The sequence below is a fragment of the Streptococcus henryi DSM 19005 genome (genome assembly GCF_000376985.1).
Taxonomy (GTDB): domain Bacteria; phylum Bacillota; class Bacilli; order Lactobacillales; family Streptococcaceae; genus Streptococcus; species Streptococcus henryi.
In genome coordinates this window covers 87,513-105,735 of record NZ_AQYA01000031.1, presented here as the reverse complement: position 1 = coordinate 105,735, position 18,223 = coordinate 87,513, and the positions used below count along the sequence as shown (strand labels likewise).

Annotated in this window: 16 protein-coding genes; 14 read left to right on the top strand and 2 right to left on the bottom strand. The window is 39.6% G+C overall.

Annotation, left to right across the window (positions count from 1 at the left end):
* Positions 1–12 precede the first annotated feature (12 nt).
* The 3 genes from F601_RS0105575 to F601_RS0105565 are packed head-to-tail and all read left to right on the top strand — an operon-like array spanning position 13 to position 1,363.
* Complete coding sequence (locus F601_RS0105575; RefSeq protein WP_018164682.1) at positions 13–237, top strand: hypothetical protein; 225 nt, start codon at positions 13–15, stop codon at positions 235–237.
* A gap of 9 nt (positions 238–246) precedes the next feature.
* Positions 247–699 carry a hypothetical protein gene (locus F601_RS0105570; RefSeq protein ID WP_018164681.1) on the top strand — a complete coding sequence of 151 codons (453 nt, stop codon included), beginning with the start codon at positions 247–249 and terminating at the stop codon, positions 697–699.
* 13 nt (positions 700–712) lie between these two features.
* Complete coding sequence (locus F601_RS0105565; RefSeq protein WP_018164680.1) at positions 713–1,363, top strand: CPBP family intramembrane glutamic endopeptidase; 651 nt, start codon at positions 713–715, stop codon at positions 1,361–1,363.
* Positions 1,364–1,643: 280 nt separating this feature from the next.
* Here the strand turns inward: F601_RS0105565 and proC are convergent, their stop codons facing one another.
* Together proC and pepA are read right to left on the bottom strand one after the other, a co-directional pair.
* Positions 1,644–2,414 (bottom strand): pyrroline-5-carboxylate reductase, encoded by a 771-nt coding sequence (gene proC, locus F601_RS0105560; RefSeq protein WP_018164679.1) that lies wholly within the window; start codon positions 2,412–2,414, stop codon positions 1,644–1,646.
* A gap of 65 nt (positions 2,415–2,479) precedes the next feature.
* Entirely contained in the window at positions 2,480–3,547 is a 1,068-nt protein-coding gene (pepA, locus tag F601_RS0105555; protein WP_018164678.1) for a glutamyl aminopeptidase, read from the bottom strand.
* 276 nt (positions 3,548–3,823) lie between these two features.
* On the opposite strand from pepA, the gene F601_RS0105550 reads away from it, so the two are divergent.
* The 11 genes from F601_RS0105550 to F601_RS12375 all read left to right on the top strand — a co-directional run bounded on the left by F601_RS0105550 (position 3,824) and on the right by F601_RS12375 (position 17,989).
* A complete protein-coding gene (locus F601_RS0105550) occupies positions 3,824–4,051 on the top strand; it encodes a DUF4651 domain-containing protein (RefSeq protein ID WP_245686243.1) in 228 nt (75 codons plus the stop codon).
* Positions 4,048–4,362: a thioredoxin family protein gene (locus tag F601_RS0105545; RefSeq protein WP_018164676.1), complete on the top strand. Its 315-nt coding sequence runs from the start codon at positions 4,048–4,050 to the stop codon at positions 4,360–4,362. The genes F601_RS0105550 and F601_RS0105545 overlap by 4 nt, the downstream gene beginning before the upstream one ends.
* A gap of 86 nt (positions 4,363–4,448) precedes the next feature.
* Positions 4,449–5,075 (top strand): YtpR family tRNA-binding protein, encoded by a 627-nt coding sequence (gene ytpR, locus F601_RS0105540; RefSeq protein ID WP_018164675.1) that lies wholly within the window; start codon positions 4,449–4,451, stop codon positions 5,073–5,075.
* Positions 5,076–5,617: 542 nt separating this feature from the next.
* A complete protein-coding gene (locus F601_RS0105535; protein WP_018164674.1) occupies positions 5,618–7,099 on the top strand; it encodes an ABC transporter permease in 1,482 nt (493 codons plus the stop codon).
* 26 nt (positions 7,100–7,125) lie between these two features.
* Positions 7,126–7,800 (top strand): ABC transporter ATP-binding protein, encoded by a 675-nt coding sequence (locus F601_RS0105530; protein WP_018164673.1) that lies wholly within the window; start codon positions 7,126–7,128, stop codon positions 7,798–7,800.
* Positions 7,793–9,334 (top strand): PASTA domain-containing protein, encoded by a 1,542-nt coding sequence (locus F601_RS0105525; RefSeq protein WP_018164672.1) that lies wholly within the window; start codon positions 7,793–7,795, stop codon positions 9,332–9,334. The genes F601_RS0105530 and F601_RS0105525 overlap by 8 nt, the downstream gene beginning before the upstream one ends.
* A gap of 266 nt (positions 9,335–9,600) precedes the next feature.
* Complete coding sequence (locus tag F601_RS0105520; RefSeq protein ID WP_018164671.1) at positions 9,601–9,996, top strand: single-stranded DNA-binding protein; 396 nt, start codon at positions 9,601–9,603, stop codon at positions 9,994–9,996.
* Positions 9,997–10,189: 193 nt separating this feature from the next.
* Positions 10,190–11,701, top strand: a complete 1,512-nt coding sequence (locus tag F601_RS0105515; RefSeq protein ID WP_018164670.1) for an ABC transporter permease — start codon at positions 10,190–10,192, stop codon at positions 11,699–11,701.
* A gap of 10 nt (positions 11,702–11,711) precedes the next feature.
* Complete coding sequence (locus F601_RS0105510) at positions 11,712–12,368, top strand: ABC transporter ATP-binding protein (protein WP_018164669.1); 657 nt, start codon at positions 11,712–11,714, stop codon at positions 12,366–12,368.
* A gap of 202 nt (positions 12,369–12,570) precedes the next feature.
* Positions 12,571–13,362, top strand: a complete 792-nt coding sequence (locus tag F601_RS0105505) for a Cof-type HAD-IIB family hydrolase (protein WP_018164668.1) — start codon at positions 12,571–12,573, stop codon at positions 13,360–13,362.
* A 292-nt stretch (positions 13,363–13,654) separates the two neighbouring features.
* Complete coding sequence (locus tag F601_RS12375; protein ID WP_018164667.1) at positions 13,655–17,989, top strand: GH32 C-terminal domain-containing protein; 4,335 nt, start codon at positions 13,655–13,657, stop codon at positions 17,987–17,989.
* Positions 17,990–18,223: the final 234 nt, after the last annotated feature.

The window sequence follows — 18,223 nt, the reverse complement described above, 5'->3', positions numbered from 1 at the left end:
AGGAGGCCTATCATGATATTCAGAAATGTTAAAAAAGATACTCAAAAAAATTCAATCGAAAGTATGCAAGCAAGAGGATTTGCTATGTTGCTATTGGGAATTTCAACCATGCTCTTGTCGACTTGTTTAGACAATTACAACTTTTTATCAGATATTGTCCGAGTAGCAAGCATTATTTTGAATCTATGTGCTATTGTCTATCTTGCAAATTATTATAAACTTCAAAAGAAAGGGTGAGAAATCATTATGTTATTAAAAGTTGCTCATCTTCTGACTAAGAAACAAACAGAAGAAGATTATAAAAATTATCTAAAGTACATAGGTATCATCACTATTATTTTAGGAATTGTCGGAATTCCTGTGGCCTTATCTGCTAAGCTGAGCAGTTTTGGCTCAGGTATGCTGACAGGAATGACCATCACATTTTTTGCATTTGGCATTTATACTCTAATTGTGATAGGTCAGCCAAAACGTCTACATAAGATGTATGTAGAAGCTCATGATGAGCGTAATAACAAGATTTTGATGGTGACAGCCTTGGCAACTCTTATTTTGATCTTTCTCCTTATTTTTGCCTTAATCGTTCTCTTTGCTTTCGCAGATATTGTCCTTGCTTATCCAGTTTTGCTGATGATTCTGCTTTATGGCTTAATAGTAGGTTTTGCCATTTTACGACTCTTATTTTCAAAAATACTGTAAAGGAATCTTGAACATGAAAACGAATAAATTTTTAAACAGCTTTATCTATTTTGCCCTTGCTTTTGTCATTTTCGCGGTTGAGCAGGCCACAACCCTTTTTGTTGGAGTCAGTCAAATTTGGCAAATTCTTTTGCTTGCTCTAGTTATCCTCCTGGTTTGTGGAGCAACCCTTTATATCGCCAAGCGTGTCGGTCTTCTTCAAGGTTTTAAGGCTTTGGGAAATAGCAGAGCTTTGAAGACGATTTTCTTAGGTTTTCTAGTTCTTTATCTTGTGAAAATGCTTGGTGGAATCGTTCTGGTTCTTGAGGGTGTGACTAATACTGGCAACCAGGAAATTATTGAAAGTGCAGGGATGCATCCACTTATTCTGACACTTTTTACAGCAGTTGTAGCACCAATTGTGGAGGAAACAGTTTTCCGTGGTCTCTTAATGGGCCGAGTCTTTAATAGTCAATCTGTGATTGGCTTGCTCATATCAAGTTTCCTCTTTGGACTTATCCACGTTCCAACAACTATTGGCGCTTGGATTCTTTATGGTGGAATGGGACTGGTATTAGGATGGATTTACCGCAAAACTGAGAAACTAGAATACACTATTGCCATTCATTTCTTGAACAATGCACTAGCAGTAGCTTTAATGTTTGTCTTGACGCTATTGACGTAAAAAAGTTGCCAAAGACTTTAAAATCAACTGTGATACTTATTTGAATTTGCATTGATACATAGTCACTATCGGTCTGCAGACTCTGGTAGAACTAGCCACCTTGAAACTTATTTGAAAGCTACTGCGTCTTGGTCATATTCCGAACTTTATTACAGAGGCTTGGACTTGAGCCCAGCTTCTTCGATTCCTAGATGCAAAAATAAAGACAGCTACTCTGATAACTAGAGCTAGCTGTCTTTTGATTATAGGCGAAGTTTTTTGAAATCTATTTTATGGATTATTAGAGGTTGTTGGCTTTATCGATTGTAACATCGATGGAAGAGACAACGCTGGCTGTCAGACCTGTCTTTTCAAGGTCAAGAACGCCAGCAACGGTTGTGCCGCCTGGGCTTGAGACCTTATCAATGAAGGTATGCGGGCTGTCGCTTCCTGTTAGAAGATTTTCAGCTGTAGCAAGGACGGTTTGGTTGACAATATCCAAGGCTAAGTCTTTTGCAAAGCCATATTTAACACCTGATTTGGCCAAGGCTTCAATGAAGAGGGCAATATAAGCTGGGCTTGATCCTGCAAGAGCTGTAAATGTGTTAAAGTCTTTTTCGGCAATCTCAAAAGTTGATCCAAAACTATCTGTAATTCTTTTAGCAACGATTTTCATGTCGTCAGAGACTAGTGAGTTAAAACAGATAGCTGTTGTGCTTTTGAGGATTTGCGCATTAAGGTTGGGCATGATGCGGATGAGGGGAATGTCTGAACTGGTCAAGGCCGCCAAACGTTCTAAAGTCACACCTGCTGCCATTGACAAGACTGGTTTAGTCATATCAAGTCCAGCAAGGGCTGACTCAAGGAATTGCGGTTTAATACCTAGAACGACGAGGTCAGCCTGATCGATAAGGTCTTGGTGAGAGGTTGCAGCAGCAATCCCAAGTTCAGCAGCGACAGCTTGACTGGTTTCTGCATCGCGTTCTGAAAGCATGAGTTCAAAATCACTTGATTTAAGACCTTTGATGATTGCGCCAGCCATTTTTCCGGCTCCGATAAATCCAATTTTCATGATGAGTCACAAAGAGTTTCAAGGAAGCTAGGGGGATACCCACTTATCCTCGGCTCTTGTCCTTTCTAGTAATTCTTAATTAAGTCGACAGTTGAGCGGTCCAGTTTTTTGACAATTGCTTGGAGGTAGGCCTGAGCTTGGAGGAAGTCATCCATAGCGTAAAGAGTTTGGTGTGAGTGAATGTAACGCGCGCAGACACCGATGGTTGTTGATGGGACACCGCCGTTTTTAAGGTGAGCAGCACCTGAATCAGTTCCGCCTTTTGCACAGTAGTATTGATACTTGATGCCTGCTTCTTCAGCAGTTGTGAGAAGGAAATCGCGCATGTCTTTGAGCATGACGTGGCCAGGGTCGTAAAAACGAATGAGAGTACCGTCTCCAACTTTGCCCTGGTCGCTGTAGACATCACCTGCAGGTGAGCAGTCAACAGCTAGGAAGATTTCGGGATCAAATTTAGTGGTTGAGACGTGGGCACCGCGTAAGCCAACCTCTTCTTGGACATTAGCGCCAGCAATAAGGGTATTTCCTAGTTGCTCATTTTTAAGGTTTTCGAGAAGTTCGGTGACCATGAGGACACCGTAGCGGTTATCCCAAGCTTTGGAAATGACATTTTTGCCATTTGCGGTTAGGATAGTTTCTGATTGAGGAACGATGATGTCTCCTGGGCGTACGCCGTAGCTTTCTGCCTCAGCTTTATCGGCAAACCCTCCGTCAAAAACGATGTCTTCAACTTTTGGTAAAGAAGCTCCGCCATTGGCCCCGCGAAGGAAATGAGGAGGCACTGAACCTGAGATGACTGGGATAGCTCGCATATCTCGGGTGTAGAGTGTGAAGCGCTGTGAGCTCACGACAAGGGGGTTCCAACCACCGATACCAACTACACGGAAGGTTCCATCTGCTTTGATGTCGCTTACCATGAAGCCCACTTCATCCATGTGGGCAGCTACCATAACTCGTGGTGCATTGTCAGCTGTGCTTTTTTTAATACCGAAGATGCCGCCAAGACCATCAGTCTCAACGTCATCAACTAGGGGTGTGATTTTGCCACGCAAGTAGTCGCGGACCTTATGTTCATAACCAGCAATGCCATCAAGTTCTGTCACTGCCTTAATTTTTGAAAATAAATCAGTCATATTGTTTATCTATTACCTTTCAGTAAGTCTGTTTCTATTTTAGCACTTTCAAGGGAAAATACAAACTCCTACTTCTGAGGTGAGGGCTGGCTATGGGGGTGGGAGTGTCATTTTGATTACTGGCGGAAGTTAGGCAGTCTAGAAAATTGTGCCTGTTTTTTAGGAAAAATGGGTGTAAAGCTTGGCTGTTAAAGGCGGTTTTATGTTACAATAGTAGACATGAAGAAAAAGAAATTCGCCCTGATTTCAGGTCTTTTGGGGCTGGGAGGCCTGTTTGTGACAGGGGCTGTGGTTAAGAAACAGCTTGATGACAAAAGGCGCCAGCAGATTCTGACTGAAGTGCGTGCCTTTTTCGATTCGTTTGGTACTATTGAAGTGCTTTATATCAATGGGTTTGAGTCTACCAACACCTGTGTTAAGGGCGGTGTTGTCTTTGATGATGACGTTACCTTCCTTTTTGAATACCGAGATGGTGAGATTGACTATCGGGAGGAAAAACGATGATTATTCCAAAATCCTACGTAGAAATTGCAGATTTATTAGAAAGAGAAGACAGGCTTGTCCTCTTTTTTGCCGCAGATTGGTGTCCTGACTGCCACTTTATCTATCCGGTAATGCCTGAGATTGAAGCGGAAAATCCTGACTGCACCTTTATCCGTATTGACCGTGATGAGTTTATGGCAATGGCAGAGCAGTTGAACATTTTTGGTATTCCGAGTTTTGTCGTTGTGGAAAATGGGAAAGAAATCGGTCGCTTGGTTAATAGGCTGCGCAAGACCAAGGATGAGATCAATAGCTTTTTAGCTGGACTCTAGAGAACGAAAGGGCATTTCTGATTATGATTATTTAATTTGAAAATAAGCTCTAGTAAAAATGAAAGTAAAGAATAATAGGAGAAATAATGATTTTTGCATATAACAAAGAACAAGTTGGCGACGTTTTAATGGTGATTGTGGCTGAAAAAGCTGGTGATCGCAATGTAGAACGTAAAGGGAAAATTGCGCGTGTCTTCTTAGAAGAAACAGGTGAAACAGTCGCTTGGAATATTTTTGAGGCATCAAGTTTGATTTCTCTAACAGGTGCTGGACAAGTGTTTCCAAATACTGATGAAATGGCAGTTTTGAATGCTGAATTGGCTAAGGAAGGCTTTGCTGAGCAGTTGGAAGCTCCTGTCAACCCAGTCTTTGTTGTGGGTCAAATCAAGGAAATGGTTGCCCATCCTGACAGCGACCACCTTAACATCTGTCAGGTTCAAATTGCAGAAGATAAGATTGTTCAAATCGTTGCAGGTGCTCCAAATGCAGCTCTTGGGCTTAAAACCATAGTTGCTTTGCCAGGTGCCATGATGCCAAGCGGAAGCCTTATTTTCCCAGGTAAACTTCGTGGCGAAGATAGCTATGGTATGATGTGTGCTCCACGTGAGCTGGCATTACCAAATGCTCCACAAAAACGTGGTATTATCGAACTTGATGACTCTGCTGTAGTTGGTCAAGCTTTTGATCCAGCCAAACACTGGACATTGGGATAAATATACTAGAGACTATGGCAAGCCCATAGTGACGATGTTTAGTCGAATGAATTAGCTTTCAGACAAGGAACTGAGGCGCAGGCAGTACTGGAGTACGACAAGACGACAGTGATCATGTATCAAGGCTAATTCAAATGACTACATTGACTATTAACAAATACTTGCTTATAACTAAGGAATCTGAGACAATTTGTCCCAGATTTTTTTGTAACCTTTTTTGGTTCCACTCGTTATATTAGTGACAAATGGAATTTTAAAAGAATAAGTTTCATTTTTTCAGAATTGGATTTAGGATGCGATTCAATTTCTTGGACTTTTCATTTTTACAATCTCTACTCTTGCTAATGGTTAGGGTTTAGGTAAATAGTTGTCTTTCTTGTATGAAAGTGGTAATATAATGTAAAAACGGTTACATTGTTGTTTTGACAGTGAAATGAGGCTTTTTGAAGTCTTTATTATTAGTATTTTTCGCTCTTTCGGCAGACTTTATTCGTTCTATAGCTCTGCTATTTTATAAAATCATCAAAGGAGAGGAGATTTCTATGAACTATCTTAAACGCGCTTGGTTAAGCGTTACTCGTCGTAAGGGGAAATCCCTTTTGTTGTTCGTTATTATCTTTATTTTGAGTAATGTGATTGCTGGTGCGGTTTCTATTCAGCAGGCTACTCAGAATGTGGAGAAGTCGATTAAGAGTAAGATGGGTGCTGCAGTAACTGTTCGTCTGGATTATGAAAATATGAAGGAAAGTGACTATGAAAACATTGAGGAGTTGAGCAAGGACACGATTACTAAAGTTGGTGAGCTCTCCTATGTTAAATACTATGACTATGTGATGACAGGCTATATGGGATCAGAATCTTTAAAAGCCTATGTTCCGGAACTTCTTGAAGAACAAGGTGGCATGACTTCTGGAGATGATATGTCTGCTTATTATACTTATGGTCTTCGTGGTGTTCAATCGGATAAAATCGTTCCTCTTGAAGAAGGGACCATTACGATAGTTGAAGGACGTTCCTTTACGGCTGATGAAGTGGCAAATGGCAAAGCTGTGACACTGATGTCTAAAGAGTTGGCTGAGTTGAACCAAATTAAGGCTGGAGATACTGCAACCTTCGTCAATGCTGTCTTTGACTACGAAAACAATGAAATAAAGTCTAAGACAGAGTATCCGTTAGAAGTTGTGGGTATTTATCAAAGTACTGCAAGCAAAGATAAGAAGTCTGCAAAATCATCAGATTCAGCTAATTCTGATGACTGGAACAAAGCCTATCAAGAACAAATGGAAGCTAATCAAATCTACGTACCCAATAAGCTAGTAGAGGAGACTCGTCGAGAAAACATGACTTCATACCTTGATGCTAATTCAGACATGACTGAAACTGATCTTGAAGAGAGTATTAGTGTGGGTGAACCTCTTTATCTTTTGAAAAATCCAGAAGATCTTGAAAAATTCAAGCAAGATGCTAAAGCTCTATTACCTCAACATTATATTGTTTTTGCGTCATCAGATGACTACGATAACATTGCAGGTCCAGTTAAGTCCATGTCTAAGATAGCAGGCTATGTTCTGATTGCTGCTATTAGTGCCAGCGTTATGGTGATTACACTGGTTGTCCTTCTTTTCTTGCGTGATCGCAAACACGAACTGGGGATTTATTTATCATTGGGTGAAGCAAAAGCTAAAGTAGTTATGCAAACCTTGATTGAGGTCTTTATTATCGCGCTTGTTGCCATATCTCTATCTGTTTTTTCAGGAAATATAATGGCGAAAGGTATTTCTGATACTCTGATTCAGAATCAAATTCAGCAACAGGATCAAATGGGTGGCGGTATTACATATTATGGACTTTCTGAACTTAATAGCGATACAACACTAGATGATGTTGTAGAAGAATATGAAGTCAGATTGACACCAAGTTATGTTGCTCTCATGTATGGTATTGGTTTGGGAACAGTTTTAGTAGCTACAATTATCCCAACAACCTATGTTGTCCGTCTCAATCCAAAACGGATAATGATGTAGGCGAGACCTGATGAAAGGAGATTTTTATGGCAATATTAGAAGCAAATAATCTGTCCTATTTTTATCAGGATGGGGAGAACCGTCGTTATATTCTAAAAGACACTAGTATCAGTTTTGAAAAGGGCAAGTTTTATACGATTTTAGGTCAGTCAGGTTCTGGGAAAACCACACTTTTATCACTCCTCAGTGCTCTTGAAGAGCCAAAGGAAGGTCGAGTTTTCTATAATGGCAAGGATCTTAAAGAGATTGGCTACGAAACCTTCCGCCGTAATCATGTGGGCATTGTTTTCCAACATTATAACCTCATTCCCTATATGACAGCCCTTGAAAATGTTATGATTCCGATGGCTATTACGGAAAATGAGCTGCCACAAAATCAGGCGGAGGTAGCTTATAATTTGTTGGATTACATTGGAATTGTCAAGAGTAAAGCTGATCGTTTGGTTACCCAGTTGTCAGGGGGAGAACAGCAGCGCGTGGCTATTGCCCGCTCTCTAGCAACAAATGTTGATGTGATTCTGGCAGATGAACCAACTGGAAATCTGGATGAGGAGATGGAAGCAGAAATTGTTGAGATTTTTAAGAAACTGGCGCATGAGCATGGGAAATGTGTTGTGGTGGTTACTCACTCTCAAGAAATTGCTTCTTTATCAGATGAGATTTATTATTTAAGAAAAGGAAAGTTGAAAGCCTATGAGTGATTTTTTATCAAAATTCTCTGGGGATAAATATGACAAACTCTTAGCTGACGACCAAAAAAACAAGGAGAAAAAGGTTAGTCAATCAGATGACTTGACGGCATCTCCCAGTAAAAAAATTCCTTCTCGTGAAGAGCTTCCTAAAGAGGCAGAATATACCGAGCCAGCTAATCAGCTTAAAACAGACTCTACTTCTGAAGAAGAAGAGCTGTCCTCTGACTCTGTTGAAGTAATTTCTTCACAGGACTTAGCTAATTCAGAAGATTCAAGCAAAGGTCGAGAACAGACCAGAAGTCGTCGAGATGACTTTCATGAAGAAGTCGAAATTGATCCGAGTTATCAAAAAAAGAAAAAGCGTCGCATAATATTATCTATTGGTGCAGGTGTTCTAGCAGTAATCATTCTCTTTTTTACTTATTATCAGATGACACACGTGACCCTTCCGAATTTTGTTGGAAAACCTGTATCTGAAGTTAGAGAATGGGGGAATCAAAACAAAGTTGAAATTAACTTGACTCAAGAATACAGTATTAAGTATGATGCCAATGTCATTATTTCCCAGAAGACAAAAGCTGGCAAGAAAATTGCCAAGGGAAGTCCATTGAGTTTAGTAAGCTCACTAGGAGCTGACCCGGAAGAAGTTCTAGAACTGCCTAAATTTGAAGACATGTCTTATAGTCAGGCAATGAAGTGGGTTGAGGAAAACAAGGCAGAAAACCTCAAAGTGACCCAGGAATTTAACGATACGATTGCAAAAGGAAAATTCATCAAGCTAGATATTGCTAACTCTGTTCCTGCTAGTGAATACACACGTGGTAATAAGGCTACATTGACTTATTCACGCGGGAAAGAAGTTCTGGAAGCTAATATCACTGTGCCCGATTTCAAGGATAAGCCAAAATCTGAAGTTGAGACTTGGGCAAAGAGTAACAGTATTGAAATAACTTATATCGAAAAAGCAAGTGCTAACCTTGCTGCTGGTCTCGTGATGGGACAATCCGTCGCAGCTAATGAAAAGGTTGCTAAAAAGTCTAAGATGGATATCACTATTTCGGCTGGAAAAGGTGTGACTGTTCCTGATTTTTCACAAATTTCTATGAGCCAAGCTAGCTCTGTCTCAGGCTTAAATGTCATTGTTCGCCAAGTTTATGGTGATAAGGCTTATGGACAATTGCTTTCCCAATCTCAGGCTGCAGGAATTGAGCTAACCGAGAAAGATGACCTTAATGTTGAGGTGGTTTATTCAGCAGGAACACCTTATATTCGTGACCTAACTGGTAAGAATGAAGGGGAATTGCAAGAGTATTTCTATCAAGAATTTCGCTCAAAAGGAGCTGAAATCTATTTCACTAGCTATTATGTTAATTCCGACCAACCTAAGGGAACTGTTGTCAAACAAAGTGCCAAAGAAACTTGGTTGCCGCTCAATTATACAGTTGAAATGGGTATCAGCAACGGCGCTTGGTATACTGGGACACCTATTCCAGCTCCTAGCCCCGACAAAGATAGCTCAGAAACAGATGACTATGATAATTAAATCATAATATGTAAAAACCGATAGTCAAGACCAGAGTGACTATCGGTTTTTGCGTAGATGAGCAGTGGTATTCACAGTAATATTTTTTATAGCCATTTGAATTAGTGTGTTTGATACATCGTCACTTTCGTCTTGCCATACTCCAGTATTGCCTTCGTCACACTTCCTCATCTGATTTTATTTGAGTATAAAGAATGAAGAATTAATAAAATTTTTACTATTTTTTGATTTCTCTTTCGAATAGTATAAGTGAAGGAGGTACACAAATGTACAATAAAGTTATTATTATCGGTCGCTTGGTCGCGACACCTGAGATGGTTAAAACGCCAAATGATAAATCAGTCACGCGCGTGACAGTTGCTGTCAATCGAAGATTTAAATCTGCTTCTGGTGAACGTGAGGCGGACTTTGTTAACGTTGTTGTTTGGGGACGTTTGGCAGAAACATTGGCTTCTTATGGAAGTAAAGGAAGCCTCATCTCTCTAGATGGTGAACTGCGCACGCGCAAATATGAAAAAGACGGTCAAACTCATTATATTACAGAAGTCCTGGCTCAGTCTTTTCAACTCTTGGAAAGCCGTGCTCAGCGTGCTATGCGTGAAAATAATACCGCTGAAGATTTGGCAGATTTGGTACTGGAAGAAGAGGAATTACCGTTTTAATATCGAAAACTCCGATGATAAGAATTGTCGGAGTTTTTCTAGTTTCAAAGTGAAGACTAGACAAGATAATATCATGTTTTTTGAATAATAAGATGAGGTTAGCTATTAAGTTTTCTTTTAGTTTTGTTTCAGATTCTGTTAAGGTAGCTCAAATAAAATTGAATTATAGTTTATAAGATAAAGGAGTTTGTTCATGAATTTTATCAAGCGAGCATGGTTAGTGACCAAAGCTAAAAAGGGACGCACTGCTTTGCTCATTTTGGTAACCTCTGCCATTTTAATCTTTGTATTGGCTGGTTTGACCATAAAGAATGCAGCTGAGTCTGCCGTTGATTCCGCTAAAAGTAAGGCTGGGGCAACGGTAAGCCTTTCGGTTAATCGAGAGGCAATGATGAAAGCTTTCAGACCAGATGAATCATCATCTGACTCTTCTAGTGACGAGGGAACAACTTCTGTTGATCTTTCTCTTGCACAATCCATTGCTGAGAAAGAAGGGGTGTCTTCTTATTATTTCAGTTCAACTACTACCGTGACTGCAGGAGATAACATTTCTGCTATATCGACGACATCAACGGATTCTGAAGCTACAGATGCATCTGATAATGTCGATGTTTCAAGCGGGGCCTCTCAAAAAAGTGGAGGCATGAAAATGGCATCCGGTGACTTTACTATTACTGGTGTCAATAGCACAGCTAATGCCAGTGATTTTACTTCTGGAACATCTGAGATTTCAGAGGGAGAAGGTATAACAAATAATACTGATGACAATGCAGCAGTCATTTCATCAGATTTGGCAGATGCTAATGATTTGAAAGTTGGAGATACTTTTACTGTCATCGCAACAGTCGATGACAAAGAAACCAATTATACCTTAAAAGTGATTGGTATCTACGAGAGTACATCAACAGCAAGCACAGCTCAAATGATGTTCAATGCTTCAAATCCACAAAATAATATCTATACCAACATTACAACTGCCAACACCATGAAAGGTAAAAAAGATGTTCTTGATTCGGCAGTCTACACTTTATCTAATCCAGAGGAATTAAGTGATTTTGTTGATGAAGTGGAAAATGAAATTGATACTGACAGCTATTCTGTTGTTTCGAGCGATGAACTCTATGAACAAATGTTATCTCCTCTAAACAATATTTCATCTATCGCACAAAACATTGTTATTTTAGTAGCAGTTGCTGGTGCGGTTATTCTGACACTTATTGTGGTTTTTAGTATCCGTGAACGTCGTTATGAGATTGGTGTTCTCATGAGTTTAGGTGAAGAACGCTTAAAGATTATCGGTCAATTCTTCACAGAACTTTTCCTAGTAACTCTAGTATCTCTTGTAATTGCTTCATTTGCAGGTAATGCTGTTGGAAATGTACTTGGTAATCAACTCTTATCTTCCTCTACTGAACAAACTACCAGTCAGCAAGGAGGACCGGGCGGTGGTAGAGGATTTGATCAAGGAAACGATGATTCTAATTCAAGCTCTGGTCAAACAAATAAACCATCTGGAAGAGGCATGGAAGGCATGATGCAAATGGTTTCTCCTTCCCAAGAAATTGAGGACTTAGATATTAAGCTGACGGGAACAGATATTGCTAAACTTGGCGGCATTGCACTCCTCATATCCTTCGTTTCAACTATTTTAGCAAGTATTGGAATTGTCCGTATGAAGCCAAAAGATATCTTATCATCAAATTAAGGGAGGCACTATGACTTTACAAACAAAAAATCTTGGTTACTGGTATACCAATAATCCAGACGACTATCTTTTTAAAGATGTCAATCTGACTTTTGAAAAAGGCAAAGTCTATGCTATTTTGGGTCAGTCAGGGAGCGGAAAGACCACCTTTCTCTCTCTTCTAGCTGGTTTAGATTCTCCGAAAGCTGGGGAAATTTATTTGGACGATAAGGATATCAATAAATCAGGTTTAAGCAACTATCGAAAAAATTCAGTGTCAACCATTTTCCAAGCCTATAACCTGATGACCTACATGACAGCGCGACAAAATGTTGAAACGGCATTGGAAATTTCGGGTCAGAAAGCTGATAAAAATCAAATTGAAGATTTATTTGATTTGGTCGGGATTCACAGAGATCCGATTGATCAGCCAGTTTTGCAGCTGTCAGGTGGTCAGCAACAGCGTGTAGCCATTGTTCGAGCTTTGGCAACAGGACATGACTTGATTATCGCTGATGAACCAACGGGTAATCTGGATGAAGAAACGACTCAGGACATCGTAAAGATTTTCAAGGATATTGCTCATGAACAGAATAAGACAGTTATTATTGTCACCCATGAGTCCCTTGTCGCTCAAGAAACAGATGTAGTTTACGAACTTAAGCAAAAGAAATTTACACAACAATAAAAACGGCTCCTTTGAGATTTTGACTCAGAGGAGTTTTTATTTGACTGGAAGTCAGGGATTTTATTGCTCCTGAAAACGTGTTATAATGAATGAAATGTGTAATTGTTGTAATTTTCTTAAAAATGGAACCGTCATCATGAGAGAGTGATGATGATAACTTTTTATAAGAAAAATCCTTAATCAGATAAAGGAGTTTGGTGTTATGGTAAAAATTATTTTTAGTGATATTGATGGTACTTTGATAAACAGTGACTTTAAAGTAACTGAAAAGACAAAGTCTGCTATTGGTCAGGCAATTAATCAAGGAATGACCTTCGTTCCTGTTTCAGCGCGCATGCCAGAAGCTATTAAACCTATCATTGACACTATTGGAATTAAGACACCTATTATCTCTTACAATGGTGCCTTGGTGCAAACAGAGGATGACGAGACCATCACTTCTAGTCCTATGGAGACCGAGATTGCTCTTGAGCTCTGCCATTTTATCCAGAAAAATCATCCTCAAATCGCTTGGAACATCTACAGCTACCATGACTGGTATGGGATGGACCGCTCTAATGCTTGGATTCAGCGTGAAGAGGAGATTGTTGGGGTTTTGTCACATGAGGCAGAGCTGTCTGCTTTGGAAGATTTAGAGGCTGTTCATAAGGTTCTCCTCATGGGGAATCCAGATCTTATAGCTCCGCTGGAAATAAGCTTAAAAGAACTTTATCCAGATTTATCCGTTGCCAAATCAGCACCTTATTTTATTGAAATTATGGCTCCAGGAATCAGAAAAGGCGAAGCTGTCAAGACTTTTGCGGATTATCTGTCTGTTGCGATTGAGGACACCATTGCTTTTGGTGACAATTTCAACGACTTGGACATGCTCCAGACTGTAGGAAAAGGCTTTGTTATGAGTAATGGACCAAAAGAAGTTCAGGATGCTATTGGTAATATCACGGCAGACCATAACCATGATGGCATAGCGCTGGTGTTGTCAGATTATCTTTGAGAAAATTTCCAATTTCAGATATTTGAGAAGAACTTGAGGGAAAACTCAAGTTTTTTTATTTATATGACATTCCTCCTTATAGTTGTGATAAATGTCACTTTTAAAAGGTGACAAACATAAATTGAGAGCGTTTTCTTTTTTTGATATTCTTTTTATTAAAGAGAATATTTTTATGGTAACATCATATTTTTCTGTGTTAATTACTAATAAAGTAAAGAAGTAAAGGAGGAGCAATATAGCAAAAATAATCGAGGAATAGCCGTGTAAATAGCTAAAAGAAAGGAAATAACTAATGAAAATGGAAGAAGAAAAGAAGTGTACAAACTGGTTTATGCGTAAGCGAGGCAAGAGTTGGGTCTACGGATGCTCAATCTTAGCAGTTAGCTTGATAATGGCAGGACCGACTAGTGAAGTAAAAGCTGAAGAGACAACTCAAATTACCAGTTCTGAAGTCCTTGAAAATGAGGTCCCAGTAGTCGCTTCAGAACCAGAAAATGTAAATGCAGAATCTATTGTAGAAACAACAGTTTCAGATACACCTGTTACGGAAACAGTAGACGCTACAGTGGTCCTTGTTGCAGACCAGGCGACTGTTGAAGCTGCAGGACAAAGTGAAGCAGCGACTCCACTCGTTCAAGATACAATTACAGAAGCCGATCAGGAAGGTAGATCGGATGCAGATGTCGTAGTATCGAAGAAGACAGAAAGTAAAAATGAAGAAAATGTAACTGATGAGGTTGAGTTAGAAGCAGCACTCGTATCAGCTTTAGGCGAAGAAAGAAAAGCTGATAAGGAAACGACAAAGGACACCCTAGCAAGCGGTTATCAAACTAATCTTAAAGAACTTTCTTATGACGAAAGCATTTGGGAAGTTCGTGAAGATGGTCTCTACAGCAATGCAGTTGACAAAGGAGACAACTTCCTCTTTTCAGAATCTCATGGGAAGAATTTTGTTTTCCAAACTGATGTAACCTTTTTACAAAATGGCGGGGCAGCATCCCTGCTATTTAGAACTAATAATGATTGGGAGAATTTAAGAAGTTATACCGTTAATTTAGATGGTTATAGCCATAAAGTGAAGTTCTGGCGTTGGGCAGAGGCTAACCTTATTGATGAAAAAGAAATAGCAGCCACTGCAGACAATAAGTATAATCTCAAAGTCATCGCAGCGGATGAATGGATTTCCTATTATGTTAATGATGTTCTGGTTGCTAATTTAAGTGATTACACCTTGCAACGCAATGACATGGGGCAAAATACTTATATTTCTGATGGTTATTTTGGTCTCCTAAACTGGAACGGTGAGATGATCTTCCAAAATACATTCTTCGAAGAATTGGAGGATGATAAACTTCCGTTTATAGAAGATGTGATTGTATCATCGAAAACGGGAACTGTTGAAACTAAGGGGCAATTCTTCCCTAAAGAAGTAACCTATATCCAGTACGTTGACAATGCTGCTGAAACAGTTGATTTAAGTTTTGTGGCTCAGAATGCAGATGCAACTATCACAGTTCAAGATGCAGCAGGTAATGTTTATAAATCTTATAGCGATATTCCAGTATCAGTAGGCGCAAATTATTTAACAGTAACTAGCCAGTACACAACTGAAGAAGGAAATGTAGTTGCCTTTACTTATCGTGTCAATGTACACCGCAGACAGTCAGCTGACTATTACTATAATGAACTTTATCGCGGTCAATACCATTACTCAGTGAAAGACGGTTGGGCAAATGATCCTAACGGTCTAGTCTATTACAATGGAACTTATCATTTCTTCTATCAATTCTTTGATGACACACAATGGGGACCAATGCATTGGGCACACGCCACTAGCACGGACCTGATTCATTGGGAAGAACAACCAATTGCTTTCTATCCAGATGCTAACGGAACTATGTTTTCTGGTTGTATTGTAGTGGATGATAAGAATACTACAGGTCTATTCCCTGAAGGTGAAGGGGGAATGGTTGCTCTAATTACTGTTAATGGTGAAGGACAGCGCATCAAACTAGCCTACAGTACTGACGAAGGAAAAACTTGGACCAAATCTGATAAGATTGCAGCAGACTGGACAGAAGATCCACTCAACAACCGTGATTTCCGTGATCCAAAAGTTTTCCGCTGGGAAGATAAATGGTTTATGGTTATAGCTGGTGGTCCACTAAGAATTTACTCTTCTGACAACCTAATGGATTGGACCTGTGAAACAGCTTATGCTGACCTCCATACAGAATGCCCGGATCTTTATCCCCTTGAAACTGAAGACGGAAGTGTTAAATGGGTGCTTTCTCGAGGCGGTCGCTTCTATAAGATTGGTGATTTTAGAGAAGTAGATGGCAAATGGGCATTCGTACCAGATGCAGAGTACCAAGACAGTGATGAAGTGATGAACTTCGGTAAGGATTCCTACGCAGCTATGACCTACTATGTTCAGGACTTCGGCAACAGTGATAATCCAACTATTCCAGAACTTGTTGAAGTTAATTGGATGAACACTTGGGAAGATTACTGTAACTTAGTTGCCAAGACAGTTGGTCAGACTTTCAATGGTACCTTCAATCTCAACCTTAGACTTGGTTTGATTTACGAAGATGGTAAATACAAGCTTACTCAAACACCGATTAAAGCCTACCAAGATTTACGTAATCTTGACTCGGCCATCAATTTGACAAATCTTGATATTGCAGAGGACAATACTCTCTTTAGCGAATTTAGCGCTGATACTTATGAAATCATATCAACTTTCCGACCAAAAGCAGGAACAAGAAAGGTCGGCTTCAATCTTCGTGTCGGTGACGGAGAAGTGACTAAGGTTATCTATGATTTGGAAACAGAAACCTTATCCATTGATAGAAGTCAATCTGGTGTTATTCTAAGCAATCAATTTGTCGGTATCAATCAACAATCTGTTAAGAAGAACGCAGATGGCAGCATTGACCTTCACCTTTATGTCGACAAGGCTAGTGTAGAAGTCTTTGCCAAAGGTTATACAGTGGCGGGCGCAAACCAAATCTTCCCAGCGCCAACCAGCCTCGGACTCAGTGTTCTAGTGGAAGGCGAAAGTACCAAGGCTGACATAACAGTTTACCAACTGCAATCAATTTGGAAAGATAAAGAAACGGTGACTGAGCCGCTTGATTTGATTCAGGCTTCAGCAAATAGTCATCGCATTAACGTGGGTGATACCATTAACTTGAAGGCTTACATTATGCCTGCTGAGATCGCTCAAGATGTCATTTGGACTGTAAGTGAAGAGGGAATTGTTTCTTTGGATGGAACAGGTAATAGTGTTTCTCTTCTTGCTCTCAAAAAGGGCAATGTAACTGTTTATGCAAGATCCAAGGAAAATCCAAGTTTAGTCAAAACTTATACCATTGATATTTTAGAAAATAATTTCCAAACTAATCTTACAGATTTGACCGCTCTTGCAGGTGACTGGTATATAGATGGCGAATCCCTTAAGATTTCAAACACTAGTGCAAATGATTATTACATGACTGCTAGCAAGGTGGGCATGGAAGAGTACTCTCTTAATTTAGATTTGAAATATGAAAGAGGATTGATTAATGTCTTCTTTGCTTCTGAGAACAGTGACCCTGCCTTTGCCTATGCCATCCAATTTGGAGATAGCAATGTTATTAGACTTTATCGCTTCTTTGGCGATACCATTGCTGAAGTCAACATGGAAGGAACTATAAATGATAATGAATTCCACCATATCAAAGTGACTAAAACAAAAAATGGTGTCAAAGTTGCAGTTGATGGTGTTGACTACATGGACCATCAGTTTGATGCAGTTGAAGACTTCTATAATGATGCTTATCTAGGTCTTGGTATTTGGGATGGTGCTATGGAAGTACAAAACTTCTTTATCGAGGACCTAAACAGCCCAGACGAACCAGACACACCAGACGTTATTACATCTGAAAAAGAGTTAGTGGACCCAGTGACAGGTGTTCGTGTTATCCTTCAAAAAGGTGAGTTAGCAGCCATTGTAGGTATTACGGTTGACCATAAAGAAACTGAAGATGCTGAAACACCAGCTATTCTTGGCGGAAAAGATTATGACCTCTTTGATATCGTCTTACGAGATAAAGATGGACAAGCCATCAGCAATACCAAAGATGCCCTCGTAATTCTACCTATTGATGCAGGGAAAGAAGTAGAAAAAGTGGTTTACTTACCAAATTCAGATCAAGAAGAAATCCTTGATTTCACACAGACAACTGTTCTAGATGCTGATGGTAACATTATTGATGTTGTTGTTTTCACGGCTAAGCACTTCAGTCAATACGGTTTGGTTTATAAAGAAAGTAGTTCAGATAGTCCCGCTAAACCAGGTACACCGGACACTCCTGACAGTCCAGACGAACCAGGTACGTCGGACAGACCGGATAGTCCCGTTAAACCTATCCTTAAGGATGGAGAAGCGATAAAAGTTGTGATGTCTAAGACTAGCAAAGCAGATGAAAAGCTTTCAGCTAAGTCTGTCTCTACAAAAACTGATAACTTACCTCAAACGGGTGATTCATCATCACAAGCGACTGTTGGTTTCGGTCTTCTCACTGCTTTAGCAGGCTTCTTGAGCATTCTTGGCTTCAAAAACAGGAAAAGAGAAGATTAATCGCTAATCTTAAATTGAATAAAAGAAAAAAATCAGACATTTTGGCAAAAAGTCTAAGCCTTAAAGTGATTTTTCAGCCCATTTTTATGGGCTGTTTTTGTGATGTGTATGGAATAATTAGTTGAGAAGCATATTTTTAGCATCTTTATTAAACCGCTTTCCAGATCAAATTGTGTCCAAAAATTAAGTATGTTATAATGAAAAATGATAAGGTTTGCAAAGAGGGAGTGTGAG

Coding starts and splice junctions, on each gene's coding strand:
- F601_RS0105530 (WP_018164673.1), top strand. CDS start 7,126: ATGGCAATATTAGAAGCAAATAATCTGTCCTATTTTTATCAGGATGGG.
- F601_RS0105510 (WP_018164669.1), top strand. CDS start 11,712: ATGACTTTACAAACAAAAAATCTTGGTTACTGGTATACCAATAATCCA.
- F601_RS0105525 (WP_018164672.1), top strand. CDS start 7,793: ATGAGTGATTTTTTATCAAAATTCTCTGGGGATAAATATGACAAACTC.
- pepA (WP_018164678.1), bottom strand. CDS start 3,547: ATGACTGATTTATTTTCAAAAATTAAGGCAGTGACAGAACTTGATGGC.
- proC (WP_018164679.1), bottom strand. CDS start 2,414: ATGAAAATTGGATTTATCGGAGCCGGAAAAATGGCTGGCGCAATCATC.
- ytpR (WP_018164675.1), top strand. CDS start 4,449: ATGATTTTTGCATATAACAAAGAACAAGTTGGCGACGTTTTAATGGTG.
- F601_RS0105505 (WP_018164668.1), top strand. CDS start 12,571: ATGGTAAAAATTATTTTTAGTGATATTGATGGTACTTTGATAAACAGT.
- F601_RS12375 (WP_018164667.1), top strand. CDS start 13,655: ATGAAAATGGAAGAAGAAAAGAAGTGTACAAACTGGTTTATGCGTAAG.
- F601_RS0105575 (WP_018164682.1), top strand. CDS start 13: ATGATATTCAGAAATGTTAAAAAAGATACTCAAAAAAATTCAATCGAA.
- F601_RS0105570 (WP_018164681.1), top strand. CDS start 247: ATGTTATTAAAAGTTGCTCATCTTCTGACTAAGAAACAAACAGAAGAA.
- F601_RS0105515 (WP_018164670.1), top strand. CDS start 10,190: ATGAATTTTATCAAGCGAGCATGGTTAGTGACCAAAGCTAAAAAGGGA.
- F601_RS0105520 (WP_018164671.1), top strand. CDS start 9,601: ATGTACAATAAAGTTATTATTATCGGTCGCTTGGTCGCGACACCTGAG.
- F601_RS0105535 (WP_018164674.1), top strand. CDS start 5,618: ATGAACTATCTTAAACGCGCTTGGTTAAGCGTTACTCGTCGTAAGGGG.
- F601_RS0105565 (WP_018164680.1), top strand. CDS start 713: ATGAAAACGAATAAATTTTTAAACAGCTTTATCTATTTTGCCCTTGCT.
- F601_RS0105545 (WP_018164676.1), top strand. CDS start 4,048: ATGATTATTCCAAAATCCTACGTAGAAATTGCAGATTTATTAGAAAGA.